The organism is Pseudomonas sp. HS6-2 (assembly GCF_049325675.2).
GTDB classification, from domain to species: Bacteria; Pseudomonadota; Gammaproteobacteria; order Pseudomonadales; family Pseudomonadaceae; genus Aquipseudomonas; species Aquipseudomonas putida_N.
Genome location: NZ_CM143906.1, coordinates 5,913,348 through 5,928,126, shown reverse-complemented (window position 1 = coordinate 5,928,126; position 14,779 = coordinate 5,913,348). Strand labels below are relative to the sequence as shown.

Below are 14,779 nucleotides of genomic sequence, written 5' to 3'. Positions count from 1 at the left end.
AGCCCCAATGGCATCACCCGTGGTTCTTGCCGAGCAAGGCGTGGTAAAGCTCGGTATCCCCAAGTATCCCCACCACCTTGTCATTCTCCTGCAGCACCAGCTTGTTGCCCGTCTGGTAACGAATCTGCAGCGCCTCACGCATTCCGATATCGGCGTGCACCAGCGTCGGCTTGCGCCCCAGCCCTTCCACGGCCTGCCCCGGCACCCAGTTCTGCATGTCCAGCCCGTTCTGCCCCTGGCGTGCACGCTTGATCGAATTCCCTTCACCCAGGTCCAGCCACGAATCGCCACCCGGGTCCAGGCACACCGAGCCATTGACCCGTTTGCAGTTGTCCAGGCTGCGCATCAGGCTGCGGCCGCACAGCACGTTCAGCGGGTTGGTGTGGGCGACGAAGGTACGCACGTACTCGTCGGCCGGGTTCAGCACAATCTCTTCCGGCTTGCTGTACTGGATGATCCGCCCGTCTTTCATGATGGCGATGCGGCTGCCCAGCTTCAGGGCCTCGTCGAGGTCGTGGCTGACGAACACGATGGTCTTGCTCAGCTTGGCCTGCAGGCCCAGCAACTCGTCTTGCAGGCCCTGGCGGATCAGCGGATCGAGGGCCGAGAACGGTTCGTCCATCAGCAGGATGTCGGCATCCATCGCCAGCGCCCTGGCCAGGCCCACACGCTGCTGCATGCCGCCGGAAAGTTCGTCCGGCTTCTTGTTGCGCCACTGGGTCAGGCCGACCAGTTCGAGCTTCTCGTCGACCAGCTTGCGCCGTTCCTTTTCCGGGCGGCCCTGCATTTCCAGGCCGAAGCTGATGTTCTCGCGCACCGTCAGCCACGGCATCAGGGCGAACTTCTGGAACACCATGGCGATGCGCTTGGTGCGCATCATCTTCAGCTCTGCCGGGGTGCAGTGGGCAATGTCGATGTGTTTGCCCTCATGCTCGACGAACAGCTTGCCGCGGCTCACGGTGTTGAGGCCGTTGATGCAGCGCAGCAGGCTCGACTTGCCCGAGCCGGACAGGCCCATCAGTACGCAGATCTCGCCTTTGTTGATATCCAGGTTGGCCTTTTCCACACCGACCACCAGGCCGGTCTGCTTGAGGATCTGTTCGCGGGTCTGGCCCTTGTCCAGCAGCGCCAGTGCTTCGCGCGGCTTGTTGGAAAAGATGACGTCTACGTCTTCGAATCGAATGATGCTCATGCCTCACCCCTTACCGGCAGTTCCGGTTGCTTGCAGATACGGTCGAGCATGATCGCCAGCAGCACGATCGCCAGGCCCGCTTCGAAGCCCAGGGAGATATCAGCGGTGTTCAGTGCGTTGACCACAGGTTTGCCCAGGCCATCGGCGCCCACCAGGGCGGCAATCACCACCATCGATAGCGACAGCATGATGCACTGGGTGACGCCGGCGGCGATGCTCGGCATCGCGTGCGGCAGTTCGATACGAGTGAGCAGCTGGCGGCGCGAGCAGCCAAACGCCTTGCCGGCGTCCATCAGTTCTTGCGGCACGTCGCAGATGCCCAGGTAAGTCAGGCGGATCGGCGCGGCGATGGCGAACACCACCGTCGAGATCAGCCCCGGCACCACGCCCAGGCCGAACAGGGTCAGGGTCGGGATCAGGTAGACGAAGGTTGGCACGGTCTGCATCAGGTCGAGCACCGGGCGCATGGCGGTGTAGAACATTGGCTTGTGCGCGGCGACGATGCCCAGCGGCACGCCGATGGCCACGCAGACCACGGTGGCGAAGGTCACCTGGGCCAGGGTCTCCATGGTTTCCTGCCAGTACCCCAGGTTGAGGATCAGCAGGAAGGAAAGGGCGACGAATGCGGTAAGCGCCCACTTGCGCTGGATGAAGTGCGCCAAGGCGGCGAACAGGGCGATGAGCACGAACGGGTTGAAGAAGGTCAGGGTACTGGTGACGCCATGGATCATGAACTCCAGGCCTCGGGCAATGGCGTCGAAGTAGTTCGCGCCATTCTGGGTCAGCCATTCGACGAACGACGCGATGTACTGACCCAAGGGTATTTTCTGATCGATGAGCATGATAGCGAGCTTCCACCTGCAAAGATTGAAATCAGTCCGGGGCGGGCACGGTCCCGCCCCGAGGTAGCGCTACGACGTATTGCGTTATTGAGCGAGCTTGGCCTTGGCCGCCTCAAGGCCGGGTTTGCCATCCACGGTGGTGACGCCCGCCAGCCAGGTGTCCAGCTTGCCGGGGTTGTCCTTGAGCCACTTCTTGGCGGCCGCCTCGGGCTTCATCTTGTCGTCCAGGACATAGCCCATCATGGTGCTTTCATCCTTGAGCTCGAACGACAGGTTCTTCAAGAGCTGGCCGACGTTGCTGCATTCCTGCACATAGTCCTTGCGGGTGTTGGTCAGCACGGTGGCCTTGCCGAACTCGGGGCCGAAGAACTCGTCCCCGCCGGTCAGGTACTGCATCTTGAAGCGGGTGTTCATCGGGTGCGGCTCCCAGCCCAGGAACACCACCGCCTCGTTACGCTTCTGCGCACGGTCTACCTGCGACAGCATGCCGGCTTCGCTCGACTGGACGATCTTGAAACCGGCATCCTTCAGGCCGAAGGCGTTCTTGTCGATCATGCTCTGGATGGTGCGGTTGCCATCGTTGCCGGGCTCGATGCCGTAGATCTTGCCGTCCAGTTCCTTCTTGAACTTGGGAATGTCGCTGAAATCCTTGAGCCCCTTGTCATACAGCGCCTGGGGTACCGCCAGGGTGTACTTGGCGTTCTCCAGGTTGGCGCGCACGGTATCCACAGTGCCGGCGTCGCGGTACTGCTTGATGTCGTTCTCCATGGTCGGCATCCAGTTGCCGAGAAACACGTCCAGGTCCTTGCCGGTGGCCAGCGACTTGTAGGTCACCGGTACCGAGATCATGGTGGTGTGGGTCTTGTAACCCAGTGCTTCGAGCACAACGCTGGTGGTTGCCGTAGTCACGGTGATATCGGTCCAGCCGACATCGGAGAAGCGTACCGTCTGGCACTGCTCGGGCTCGGCGGCCTGGGCCAGCAGAGGTGCGGACAGCATCGCAACCAGCAACAGCGAGGGTGAACCTTTCATGGATGGACTCCTGTGATTTTGTCTTCGGGTTCGCATGGGTCGCCGGGCTTTCTCAGGGTCCGGTCGACCAGGCCTGCAGAGGGCAGGTTGCGTGGCCGTGCTTTACGAGTCGCTTTCGATAATCCTCCAGCGCCGGGCAATCGCCTACTGGTGGGGTCGTAACCAGTACGGAACGGGTCGCATCCAGTACTGGCGATGTCGTTTATGAGTTTTTCCACCCCCGTAGCCGCATTTTTGCGTCACCAGGCCGCTCGAAAGCGGCGCGCAGGTGGCCGAAAAGGCTGCGGCGCTGCTGGACAAAAGTACGTCGGTTGCAGACGGCGAGGGGGCAGGCAAAAGCCCGATGATGCGTGCATTCGTGGCGGCTCGCAGCTTCAGCCTAGCAGTTGCCCCGCCCTGCGCATGGCGCGCAGAGACAAGCCCAGCAAGAGGTGATTCGACAATGGCCATCAGCGTGTTCGACCTGTTCAAGATCGGTGTCGGGCCTTCCAGCTCCCACACCGTCGGCCCCATGCGTGCTGGCGCTTTGTTCGTCCAGGGCCTGCGTGAGCGCGGCGAGCTGGAACAGGTGCAAAGGATCGAAGTGCGGCTGTACGGTTCGTTGTCGGCCACCGGCATCGGCCACGGTACTGACAACGCCACCATCATGGGCCTGATGGGCGAATGGCCGGACGCCATCGACCCGACCCAGATCGTCCCGCGCATCGCCGACCTGCGCGAAACCAACACCCTGAAGCTGGATAACCGCCTGCCCATCGAGTTCGTCTGGGCCCGCGACATGCTGCTGTTGGACGAGAACCTGCCATACCACCCCAACGCCATGACCCTGATCGCCGAAGGCGCCCAGGGCGAGCTGCACCGCGATACCTACTACTCGGTCGGTGGCGGCTTCGTGGTCGACGCCGCCCAGGCCGCCAGCGGCGTGCTGGATGCCGACCAGACGGTGCTGCCGTATGATTTCAACAGCGCCGCCGAACTGCTGCGTCTGTGCAAGCAAAACGACCTCAGCGTGTCGCAATTGATGATGGCCAACGAGAAGGTCTGGCGCAGCGAGGAAGAGATCCGCGCCGGCCTGCACAAGCTCTGGGAAGCCATGCAGGAATGCGTCAACAACGGCCTGAAGTACGAAGGCACGTTGCCCGGCGGGCTCAATGTGCGCCGCCGCGCTGCCAAGCTGCACCGCAGCCTGCAGGAAATCGGCAAGCCCAACGTGATCGGCTCGACCATGAGCGCCATGGAGTGGGTCAACCTGTTCGCCCTGGCGGTCAACGAAGAGAACGCCGCCGGCGGGCGCATGGTTACCGCGCCCACCAACGGCGCGGCCGGCATCATCCCAGCGGTGCTGCACTACTACATGCGCTTCAGCGATGCCGTGAATGAGTCCAGCGTGGTCGACTACTTCCTCGCTGCCGCTGCCGTGGGCATCCTGTGCAAGAAGAACGCGTCGATTTCCGGTGCCGAAGTCGGTTGCCAGGGTGAGGTCGGCTCGGCCTGCGCCATGGCCGCTGCGGGCCTTGCCGAAGTCCTCGGGGCGACCCCGCCGCAGGTGGAGAACGCCGCAGAGATCGCACTGGAACATAACCTTGGCCTGACCTGCGACCCGGTCGGAGGCCTGGTACAGGTGCCGTGCATCGAGCGCAACGCGATTGCTGCGGTGAAGGCGATCAATGCTGTGCAGATGTCCCTGCGCGGCGATGGCGAGCACTTCATCTCCCTCGACCAGGTGATCCGTACCATGCGCGACACCGGTGCCGACATGCACGACAAATATAAAGAGACCTCGCGCGGTGGCCTGGCGGTCAGCGCCATTGAATGTTGATGCGCCGATAACGCGCTGATCCGCCTACAGCGCCCCGTTTCGGGGCGTTTGTGTTTCTACCGATCGTCGGGTGTCGCTATCAGTGCGGGCATTGTCGGTGACACTCAAGAGTGTCGTTTCTGGGCAACCTACACTGCGCGTGTCACCAAATTGCTCAGTTGTTACACGCAAGGCGCTAGCACGGCGCTTTGCGCAGACTGGCCAACTCGACCGAAGTCCCTGATTTGCCGAACGAAGGCGTCGTTTTCAGGTTTTTTTGGATGGCCGTTCAATTTCAGGCACGGCCTTTGCGTTGAGATTGGCAACCAAGCCCCTGCATACGAATCTGGGGCCATAACAAGAAATCAGTGCCCGCCTGAGGCATACCCTGCATTTGTGTGAGGAGAAATCGCGATGACGTCGTACACCTCCGGGAATCCAACCCAGAACCGCACAGCACCCCAGTCCATCGGGTTTCTTCTTCTGGACAATTTCACCCTGATTTCCCTGGCGTCGGCGGTCGAGCCGCTGCGCATGGCCAACCAGCTGTCCGGCCGCGAGCTGTACCGCTGGCATACGCTGACCGTCGATGGCGGCCAGGTGTGGGCCAGCGACGGCCTGCAGATCACCCCCGATGCCGCCATGCATAACGCACCGCCGATCGATACCGTGATCGTCTGTGGTGGCGTCGGCATCCAGCGTACCGTCACCCGTGAGCATGTCACCTGGCTGCAGGCCCAGGCGCGCCAGTCGCGCCGCCTCGGTGCAGTATGCACCGGCAGCTGGGCACTGGGCTGCGCCGGGCTGCTCGATGGTTTTGATTGCAGCGTACACTGGGAATGCCTGGCAGCCATGCAGGAGGCCTTCCCGCGGGTCAACATGAGCACCCGTCTGTTCACCCTCGACCGTAACCGCTTCACCAGCTCCGGCGGCACCGCGCCGCTGGACATGATGCTGCACCTGATCAGCCGCGATCACGGCCGCGAGCTGTCGGCGGCGATCTCCGAGATGTTTGTCTACGAGCGCATCCGCAACGAACAGGACCACCAGCGCGTACCGCTCAAGCACATGCTCGGTACCAACCAGCCGAAGCTGCAGGAAATTGTCGCGCTGATGGAGGCCAACCTCGAAGAGCCGATCGACCTCGACGAACTGGCCGTGTACGTATCGGTATCGCGCCGCCAACTCGAACGGCTGTTCCAGAAGTACCTGCATTGCTCGCCGTCGCGCTATTACCTGAAGCTGCGCCTGATCCGCGCGCGGCAGCTGCTCAAGCAGACGCCGATGTCGATCATCGAAGTGGCCTCGGTGTGCGGTTTCGTCTCCACGCCGCACTTCTCCAAGTGCTACCGCGAGTACTTCGGCATTCCGCCGCGTGACGAGCGTGTCGGCTCCAACACTGCGCAGCAGGTGGCGATGATGCCTATCCCGCAGGCCATGACCCTGTCGCCGCACAGCGGGCCGATGGCGGCCCTGAGCCAGGCTCGCAACGAGTCGACCTTTGCCAGCGTAAGGCTCTGAAATAGCACCGGCCTTTTCGCGGGCAAGCCCGCGAAAAGGCCGGTGCAGGAAAACTCGGTCAAGCGCGCTTGTTGAATTGCGCCAACGCTGGCAACAGCTGCTTGTCGATGGCCTGGCGCACTGCCGGTAAAATGGTCGCGCTTCCGGTATACATCTGCTCCACCATCCCCTTCAACGCCCGTGCATTAGGCTCGGTCAGCCCCCGCACCACCGCTTCGCAGGCCTGCTCGGCACTGGCCCCGGCCGGTATGTCGAACCCGCGAGCGCGCAGGTGGCCTGCCAGGTCGTCCTGGTCTATCAAATCCGCATGCATCATGGCTGTTGTCCCTTTTATCGCGAAGAGAGTGCTGCTGTGATTTACGACCGATTCTGTGTCCGCAGCGACAGGCTCGCAAGGGCAGAATGTCGCCATGGCTGGTTTGGCTAAGAACAGGTCGTTCCCGGCTAATTGCACGAGCCGGGAAGCCAGCAGACTGCATCCATTCACGGTCCACGGGGGTTTGGTCACCCTCACTCATGCACAGTGGATGTTGCTCGCTCTTGGCCCCGGATGCTCACGGCTTTCCGGGGTTATTTTTTTTCCATAATGACAATGCGTGCCATCGTCAATCACATGCACCTATCATTTTTGCCAGGTGCGGTAAGCGGCACAGCCTTCTTACAATATGGAAAACACTCCTTGGGCGTGGCCATTATGAAGTTGAAAGTATGGGTGAGTCTGCCGGCGATTTTGGTTTTGCTATTATTGTCTGCGTGTGCTGCGTTGACGAAAAATGGGTCTACTGCCATCGCCCCTGCACAACAGCTTTTTACTGAAACAAGTAGAGCGAGATCGGTGCTTCTGGAGCGGTCAGACAATAAATACCTGAAATCACTGTCAATGGATCCCAGCAGTAAGAAAGTAACCTTTGTTGATGTCAATTTGGCGATCATTGATGCAGCCTCAGAGCACATCGCTGTAACTTTGCCCGGTGGGCAATCTACGCTGTTCAGCAAGCGAGCTTTTAATGAGCTTGCTCCCGGAGTATCTGGTTGGGTTGGATATAAACCTTCCGTGTGGAAAGCGGAGCATCCAGAAGCAACGAAAGAGATTGATGCTGATCCACTCTATTCAATTTCCCTTGTGCGCGAGGGAGAAAATCTGGTGGGGGAAGTAGTCGATAACGGAACGCACTATCGCCTTGAATCAATTGGTCCTGCACAATTTGTACTGATCGAGGTTGACCAGAGCAAGTTACCATCTGAAAAAGAACTACTTATAGATGCGCAGAGCGCACCCACTGAGGATGCACCTGTTATACCAACTTCCGCAAGAAGCTTCATTAGAGTACTGTTGGTGTCAACCATCGAGGCACGCGCTAAAAATCCCAACTACAAAGCAGCAATGGCCCAAGCATTACAGGACGCCAATGTTTATATGATAAATAGTAATGTTGCCATTACTTATGAGATCGCCGGCTACTACGATGCTGAATACTCGGATGAGGGTAAGGGTAGCCAATTGGGGGACTTAAAAGAGCCGACCCGGCCACTCGGGGCCGCAGTGGCGCCCATACGTGACCAGCTCCGTGCTGATCTGGTAACAATGTATTCAACAAATCCAAGCTATTGTGGAATGGGGTTCGTCAATGCTGGCCGCAGTACCGCGTTTTCGGTGATCTCTTGCCTTTCTTCAATGTCACATGAGTTAGGGCACAATCTGGGAGCAAACCATAATTGGGAAGAGGGTCAAGCAGAGGGTAACCCAAAATACCAATATGGATTTCGTTACACTGGTACACCTCGCTTCCGAACTCAAATGTCATACGACTGCTCTGGGGGAGCATGTCCTAAGATAGGTTATCATTCGAACCCTCGTCTCACCTATGAAGGTATCGCAATTGGCACCGTTGAGCATCATGATGTCGCACGACGGTTCAATGAACGTAGAGAAACGGTAGAAAATTTCTATCCGCCACCCGTTACCCCAATACACTATACGCTATACGAGAAACCATTTCACAAAGGTAAGGCCTGCAGATTTGAGCGAAACTCAGAAGATAAAATTGATATCCAGCAACAATGTGGGTCTGATTGGAGCGATGTGGGGTCGGCTCAAGTCATTTATTTGAAGCCGGGGTACAGGGTGAGGTTTGGGTCCGATGAAGGCTCTATCAGCTTTGTCAATGTGGGTGACATGACCATTCTGAGAGCTCTTATTATAGGCTCGTCAATCGCACCCATCGGGTTCGATGTCGAATTTCATGGCGAGACTGGAAAAATAAAGTGGGTAACTACTACTCCGAAGTAGTCATGCGCTGCTCGCGCTTCATAAACTGCGAACCGCGTCAGGGCGGTTCGCAGCTTTATACTTTAGCTTGCCACGATGAATATTTCTATTTTGCAGGGGGGCATAACGCCGTCCCTCTTATATCAATATATTCCATGAGCTGGCACGATTGAACGTGCCGGTACCTGTATATAGGGAAGACTGTATTCAGGAGCCAGCACCCAGGCTCATGACCCGTCCGACGTACTTGGCTGCCGGTAGTTTATGTTGCTCATGCGCCAAGCGTTGTAGCAAGCCGTTACTTCGCTCACTGAACGGCGCCGACTTCGGCCCCGCCAGATCCACATGCAGCAGCATCTGCTCGCTCGCGGCTAGTACTTCGTCAAACCCCGCCCGATGCAGGCTGTGATAGACGTGCAGGCGCTTGCGATCGAAGCCGATGATCTGCGTCTGCACCCACACCTCGGTCCCCAGCTTCACCTCGTGCAGGTAGTTGACGTGGGCTTCCAGGGTGAACAGTGAGTTACCGCTCTGTCCCCGGCTGTCGGCGTCCAGGCCGATGCACTCCATCAGCGCATCGGTGGCGTAGCTGAAAATCAGCAGGTAGAAGGCATCGCGCAGATGCCCGTTGTAGTCGACCCAGTCCTCCTGGACTGGGGTGCGATAGGTGATCAATGCGGGCATCGTCTGCTCCTCAGTCGCCAAAGGCCATGCCGTGGCTGGCCTTGCTGGTCTTCACCGCTTCCAGCACGGCCAGCAGGGCGTCATCACGATAGCGCTCAAGCGCCGCAATGCTGCGGTCACCCAACTGTTCCGACGTGCCTTCGACCACATCGTCGATCAGCTTGTCGGTCAGCTCGGGTGCCGGCAGGTAGGTCCAGGGCAGCTTCAGCGCCGGGCCGAACTGGGCCATGAAGTGGCGCATGCCGGCATCACCACCGGCCAGGGTGTAGGTGAGGAAGGTGCCCATGAACGACCAGCGCAGGCCCGCGCCGAAGCGGATCGCGTCGTCGATTTCACCGGTGCTGGCCACGCCATCGTTGACCAGGTGCAGAGCCTCGCGCCACAACGCTTCGAGCAGGCGGTCGGCGATGAAACCGGGGACTTCCTTGCGCACATGCAGCGGGCGCATGCCGAGGGCGGTGTAGATGGTCTTGGCGGCTTCGATGGCTTCAGGTGCGGTGCGGTTGCCGCCGACGATCTCGACCAGCGGCAGCAGGTACACCGGGTTGAACGGGTGGCCGACCACGCAGCGCTCGGGGTGAGTGGCCGATTCGTAGAACTCGCTGGGCAGCAGGCCCGAGGTACTGGAGCCGATGATCGCGTTGGGCTTGGCGGCGGCGCTGATCTTCGCGTGCAGGTCGAGCTTGAGGTCCAGGCGCTCGGGTGCGCTTTCCTGGATGAAGTCGGCGTCGCGCACGCACTCCTCGATGGTGGCCACGAACTTCAGCCGGCTCTGCGATGCGCCTGGCGCCAGGCCTTGTTTCTCCAGTGCCGGCCAGGCGTTGGCGATGCGCTTGCGCAGGGCCTGCTCGGCACCGGGCGCCGGGTCCCAGGCGACCACGTCCAGGCCATGGGCCAGGGCGCGGGCGACCCAGCCACTGCCGATCACGCCGCTACCCAGAGCGGCGAAGGTCTTGATCTCGGTGATGAAGGGCATATCGGTCTCCAGAAGGGGATCAGCGGCGCTTGAGGTTCATTTTTTCCCGGCCTTCGGCCGGGCTGAGCACGCGGCCACCCATGCGGGTGATGATTTCGGCGGCGCGTTCCACCAGCTGGCCGTTGCTGGCCAGCACGCCACGGTCCAGGTACAGGTTGTCTTCCAGGCCCACTCGCACGTTGCCGCCGAGCAGCACGGCCTGCGCGGCCATTGGCATTTGCATGCGGCCGATGCCGAAGCCGGCCCAGGTAACGTTGGCTGGCAGGTTGTCGACCATGGCCTTCATGGTGGTGGTGTCGGCCGGTGCGCCCCACGGGATGCCCAGGCAAAGTTGGAACAGCGGGTCGTCGAGCAGGCCTTCTTTCATCATCTGCTTGGCGAACCACAGGTGGCCGGTGTCGAAGATCTCCAGCTCGGCCTTCACCCCCAATTCGGTGATGCGCTTGGCGCCGGCGCGCAGTTGCGCGGGGGTGGAGACGTAGATGGCGTTGCCGTCGCCGAAGTTGAGGGTGCCGCAGTCGAGGGTGCAGATTTCCGGCAGCAGGGCTTCGACGTGGGCCAGGCGCTCCAGCGGGCCGATCAGGTCGGTGCCGGGGCCGAATTCCATCGGCGATTCGCCCGGGCCGATTTCCAGGTCGCCGCCCATGCCGGCGGTGAGGTTGACGATGATGTCGACGTCGGCCTCGCGGATGCGCTCCATGACTTCGCGGTACAGCGCCACGTCACGGCTGAAACGGCCGGTCTGAGGGTCGCGGACGTGGCAGTGGACCACGGTGGCGCCGGCCTTGGCGGCTTCGACGGCGGATTCGGCGATCTGTTTCGGGGTGACCGGGACCAGGTGGCTCTTGGCGACCGTGTCGCCAGCGCCGGTGAGGGCGCAGGTGATGATGACGTCGTGGTTCATGGCGAGGTTCCTTGGGTTGTCTTTGCTGGCCCTTTCGCGGGGCAAGCCCGCTCCTACAGGGGACCGTGGAGGCCCTGGCATGCGTGTAATCTGTAGGAGCGGGCTTGTCCCGCGAAGAGGCCGGATCAGTTGGCGGTGAGCTTGAGGTTGTCCGCAGCCGGCTTGCCATCGAAGGTGGTCACACCTTCAAGCCAGCGGGCTTTGTCGTCGGGGTGATCCTTGAGCCACTGGCGGGCCGATTCCAGCGCGTCCTTGTGGTCGAGCAGCGGCTGCATCATGCGGCTCTCGTCCTCGGCGCTGAAGTTCAGGTTGGCCAGCAGGCGGTGGGCGTTGGGGCAGCGTTGGGCGTAGTCCGGCGCGGTCACCGTCCACACCGTGGCACGGCCTTCGTCCGGGCCCAGGGCGTCCTGGCTGTCGCCCAGGTAGGCCATGTCGATGTTCACGTTCATCGGGTGCGGCGCCCAGCCGAAGAACACCACCGCTTCCTTGCGCCGTACGGCGCGATCGACGGCAGCGAGCATGCCGGCTTCGCTGGACTCGACCAGCTGGAACTTGCCGAGGTCGAACTGGTTCTTGGTGATCATCGCCTTGATCTGGGTGTTGGCGCCGGAGCCGGGCTCGATGCCGTAGATCTTGCCGCCCAGTTCCTTCTCGAACTTGTGGATGTCGGCGAAGGTCTTCAGGCCCTTGTCATACAGATACTTCGGCACGGCAAGGGTGGCGCGGGCGTCTTCCAGGCTTGGCTTGTCGAGCACCTTGACCTGGTTGGCGTCGACGAACGGGGTAATGGTCTGGGTCATGATCGGGTTCCAGTAACCCAGGAACATGTCCAGGCGCTTGTCGCGGATACCAGCGAAGATGATCTGCTGCGAGGCGCTGGTCTGTTTGGTCTGGTAACCCAGGCCGTCGAGCAGCACCTGGGCCATGGCGCTGGTGGCGATGACGTCGGTCCAGTTGACCACGCCCAGGCGGACGTTCTTGCAAACTGCCGGCTCGGCGGCGAATAGCGGGGTGGAAGCGATGCTGCTCAGGGCAAGGGTCAACAGGCTGCGGCGGATCAAGCTATGCATGGTGGCTCTCCATCGGCAGTACATATTGTTATTGAGGGCGGCCTCTGCGGGCCGTGTGGATAAGCTACGCTGGCGACAGGGTGGGAAATCGCACCCTGGCGACCAAGATTTGCACGGAGGCGACCACCTTTCGTCGTGGAGCAAGTAATGCCGCAACTGATTCATTTCCTGTTGTTGCCGGGGTTCTCGGCAATGGGGTTCATCAGCGCACTGGAGCCACTGCGCGTGGCCAACCGTTTCAAAGGGCCGTCGTATCGCTGGCGCGTGCTCAGCCTGGATGGCGGTGCGGTACAGGCGAGCAATGGCATGTCGGTGAACGCCGACGCTGCGTTGGCGGAGAGCGAGCCAGGTGATGTGCTGCTGATTGTTGCCGGCTTCGAGCCGCTGGCCTGTTATGGCCCCCGCCTGCAGCAGGTACTGCGCCGGCTTGACCATGAAGGGGCGATTCTCGGTGGTATCGACACCGGCCCGGTGGTGTTGGCCGAGGCCGGACTGCTTGACGGTTATCGCGCGACCTTGCACTGGGAAGCGCTGGATGCGTTCAAGGAGCGTTATCCGCGCCTGCAAGTGACTCAGGAGCTGTTCGAGATTGACCGGCGGCGCATCACTTGCGCGGGAGGCACTGCGTCGATCGACCTGATGCTGGACCTGATAGCGCAGGCCCATGGCAGCGAGCTGGCGGTGCAGGTGTCAGAACAGTTCGTGCTCGGCCGCATCCGCCCGCGCCAGGACCACCAGCGGATGCAAATTGCCTCACGCTATGGCATCAGCAACCGCAAGCTGGTGCAGGTGATCGGTGAGATGGAAAAGCACACCGAGCCGCCGTTGAGCACCTTGGAACTGGCGTCCCGAGCCATGATTACCAGGCGTCAACTGGAGCGCTTGTTTCGTTTGTACCTGAATGACACGCCAAGTGGCTTTTATCTCGGCCTGCGCCTGGACAAGGCACGTCAGCTGCTGTGCCAGACGCAGATGAGCATCACCCAGGTCAGCGTGGCGTGTGGTTTCGAGCTGCCGTCGTACTTCACTCGCCGATATAAGCGGCGCTTTGGCCGCTGCCCGCGCGAAGAACGTCAAGTACTGAAGCCACAGGCGCCAGATCAGAACTGATCGAGGTTGGAAAGCGCCTGCAGTCGGCTTTCGAGCTGGGCTCGCCGAGCCTCGAATGCCTGGGTGTCAAGTTTCGCGCCCAGGTGATTCAGTAGCAGGGCCAGACGCGTGCGAGGGGCGTCCGGGTCGGTCGCACACCACAGGTGAAATATAATTGCCACGGGCTCGCCGTCATCATCCACGTCGAACGCGATGCTCATATGCGAGCTGGCCGATGTGCTGCGCAGCAGTGCGAGGTCTGGCTGTTTCAAACCATGGAGTATGTCACTGGCAACCCGTTTGAACTTGAGGTTTGGCTGTTGAGGTGGCGGAATCCAGCCAGAGAATACATCTTCAAACACAGCGTCCGTAGGCGTGCAGGTGATGTTTCTTGTTGTCCGTTCAAACAGTTTGGCCCCGTAATCTTCCAGGGTGAGCAGAAAGCGACTGAGCCAACGCTGGCCATCTTGCTGGCGGTCATGACTCCCGTTGGCCTCCAGTTGCGCCAGGCGCAAGCAGGCATGCAGGTCTTCGTAACGCTGGGCGGCAGGTTTCGCAGGCATGTAGCGGGCGCTCGGGTTATGCGCAAGAAGGGGAAACTGGCGCCGCAGGCGGCGCCAGGTTCGGGTCAGATGTCGAGAGCCAGGATGTCGAACGCTTGGCTGGCCAGCTTCAACCTGACGGCCTCGCGCATGGCTTCGAAGTGGCGAACACTGAACGAGCCTTGTTGCGAGGCGCGGTACACACGAGTGTTCGACTTGTCGATGATGCGGCCAGCGGAACCTGCCGCCTTTTCGGCCTTGTCGTAGCTCAGCTGAACGCTGGTCATGTGCATGATCGGCAGCCCTTGCGGCGACATTTCGCAGGCGGAAATCTGGATAGTGCTGGATTTGCCCGACACGCTCACGCTGCTTTCTTCAAGCAGTTGCTGCGCCTTTGGCGTTTTCACGATCACTTCGAAAGAGCGTTTCACACAGCGGCTCAAGCGATGGCTGCGGCCGATCTGGACAGTAACAATCTCCGGCGCCAGGGTTGCCAGCGTGTGGGTGTCTTTGTCGAGGGCTTCCTCAACATGGGCGGCGCCGGTCAGTGTCCAGCCGAACTTGCCCAGGCCGTCGTTGTAGTAGTTGTACCACTCGCGCTGCTGGGTTTCCTTGTCGAACTTCTTGTTGGCCGACAGGTTCATCAGGCGCATGCCATCCAGCACGTCTTCCGCAACGCTTGCCGGTACATCCGGAGCAAAGATGCAGACGGTGTTGGCGACCATGACGGCGCGCTCTTCGCCTTCTTTCTTCAGGGCAGCGATGGCGCCGTCCATGTCGGTTTTGCTGAGGTTGGAGGTCATATCTTGGATTCCGATCAAGTACATTCCAGCGCCTCGGGTGAGGCGCCTGGGATGCAC

14 protein-coding genes are annotated in these 14,779 nt (G+C 60.7%); 4 read left to right on the top strand and 10 right to left on the bottom strand.

What is annotated here, in order from left to right:
• Nucleotides 1–13: 13 nt before the first annotated feature.
• The 3 genes from choV to ACOKS3_RS27765 form a co-directional block, all read right to left on the bottom strand.
• Nucleotides 14–1,192, bottom strand: a complete 1,179-nt coding sequence (choV, locus tag ACOKS3_RS27775) for a choline ABC transporter ATP-binding protein (protein ID WP_054886704.1) — start codon at nt 1,190–1,192, stop codon at nt 14–16.
• Nucleotides 1,189–2,037, bottom strand: coding sequence for a choline ABC transporter permease subunit (gene choW / locus ACOKS3_RS27770; protein WP_177408542.1), 849 nt, complete (start codon nt 2,035–2,037; stop codon nt 1,189–1,191). Before choW ends, choV begins: the two co-directional genes overlap by 4 nt.
• An 81-nt stretch (nt 2,038–2,118) precedes the next feature.
• A complete protein-coding gene (locus ACOKS3_RS27765; protein WP_103448631.1) occupies nt 2,119–3,066 on the bottom strand; it encodes a choline ABC transporter substrate-binding protein in 948 nt (315 codons plus the stop codon).
• Nucleotides 3,067–3,508: 442 nt separating this feature from the next.
• On the opposite strand from ACOKS3_RS27765, the gene ACOKS3_RS27760 reads away from it, so the two are divergent.
• On the top strand, nt 3,509–4,885 hold the full coding sequence (locus ACOKS3_RS27760) for an L-serine ammonia-lyase (protein ID WP_103448632.1): 1,377 nt from the start codon (nt 3,509–3,511) through the stop codon (nt 4,883–4,885).
• Between the two features lie 393 nt (nt 4,886–5,278).
• Entirely contained in the window at nt 5,279–6,385 is a 1,107-nt protein-coding gene (gene gbdR, locus ACOKS3_RS27755; RefSeq protein ID WP_103448633.1) for a choline metabolism transcriptional regulator GbdR, read from the top strand.
• Between the two features lie 58 nt (nt 6,386–6,443).
• Here gbdR and ACOKS3_RS27750 read toward each other — a convergent pair whose 3' ends face one another.
• A complete protein-coding gene (locus ACOKS3_RS27750; RefSeq protein ID WP_003255717.1) occupies nt 6,444–6,701 on the bottom strand; it encodes a hypothetical protein in 258 nt (85 codons plus the stop codon).
• Nucleotides 6,702–6,998: 297 nt separating this feature from the next.
• Between ACOKS3_RS27750 and ACOKS3_RS27745 the strand changes: the two genes are divergently transcribed.
• The gene (locus ACOKS3_RS27745) at nt 6,999–8,675 is read left to right on the top strand and encodes a reprolysin-like metallopeptidase (protein WP_422764450.1); all 1,677 of its coding nucleotides are present in this window, start codon (nt 6,999–7,001) and stop codon (nt 8,673–8,675) included.
• Between the two features lie 186 nt (nt 8,676–8,861).
• Here ACOKS3_RS27745 and ACOKS3_RS27740 read toward each other — a convergent pair whose 3' ends face one another.
• The 4 genes from ACOKS3_RS27740 to choX all read right to left on the bottom strand — a co-directional run bounded on the left by ACOKS3_RS27740 (nt 8,862) and on the right by choX (nt 12,288).
• A complete protein-coding gene (locus tag ACOKS3_RS27740; protein WP_103448635.1) occupies nt 8,862–9,338 on the bottom strand; it encodes a thioesterase family protein in 477 nt (158 codons plus the stop codon).
• Nucleotides 9,339–9,348: 10 nt separating this feature from the next.
• Nucleotides 9,349–10,314: an L-carnitine dehydrogenase gene (locus ACOKS3_RS27735; protein ID WP_103448636.1), complete on the bottom strand. Its 966-nt coding sequence runs from the start codon at nt 10,312–10,314 to the stop codon at nt 9,349–9,351.
• Between the two features lie 19 nt (nt 10,315–10,333).
• Nucleotides 10,334–11,218: a 3-dehydrocarnitine:acetyl-CoA trimethylamine transferase CdhC gene (gene cdhC / locus ACOKS3_RS27730; protein WP_103448637.1), complete on the bottom strand. Its 885-nt coding sequence runs from the start codon at nt 11,216–11,218 to the stop codon at nt 10,334–10,336.
• A gap of 125 nt (nt 11,219–11,343) precedes the next feature.
• Nucleotides 11,344–12,288, bottom strand: a complete 945-nt coding sequence (gene choX, locus ACOKS3_RS27725) for a choline ABC transporter substrate-binding protein (protein WP_422764451.1) — start codon at nt 12,286–12,288, stop codon at nt 11,344–11,346.
• 147 nt (nt 12,289–12,435) lie between these two features.
• Here choX and ACOKS3_RS27720 point away from each other — a divergent pair, with 147 nt between their 5' ends.
• The gene (locus ACOKS3_RS27720) at nt 12,436–13,398 is read left to right on the top strand and encodes a GlxA family transcriptional regulator (protein WP_103448639.1); all 963 of its coding nucleotides are present in this window, start codon (nt 12,436–12,438) and stop codon (nt 13,396–13,398) included.
• Here ACOKS3_RS27720 and ACOKS3_RS27715 read toward each other — a convergent pair.
• Nucleotides 13,389–13,940: a hypothetical protein gene (locus tag ACOKS3_RS27715; RefSeq protein WP_422764452.1), complete on the bottom strand. Its 552-nt coding sequence runs from the start codon at nt 13,938–13,940 to the stop codon at nt 13,389–13,391. The genes ACOKS3_RS27720 and ACOKS3_RS27715 overlap by 10 nt on opposite strands.
• A gap of 65 nt (nt 13,941–14,005) precedes the next feature.
• Nucleotides 14,006–14,722 carry a hypothetical protein gene (locus ACOKS3_RS27710; RefSeq protein ID WP_258035894.1) on the bottom strand — a complete coding sequence of 239 codons (717 nt, stop codon included), beginning with the start codon at nt 14,720–14,722 and terminating at the stop codon, nt 14,006–14,008.
• Between the last annotated feature and the right edge of the window lie 57 nt (nt 14,723–14,779).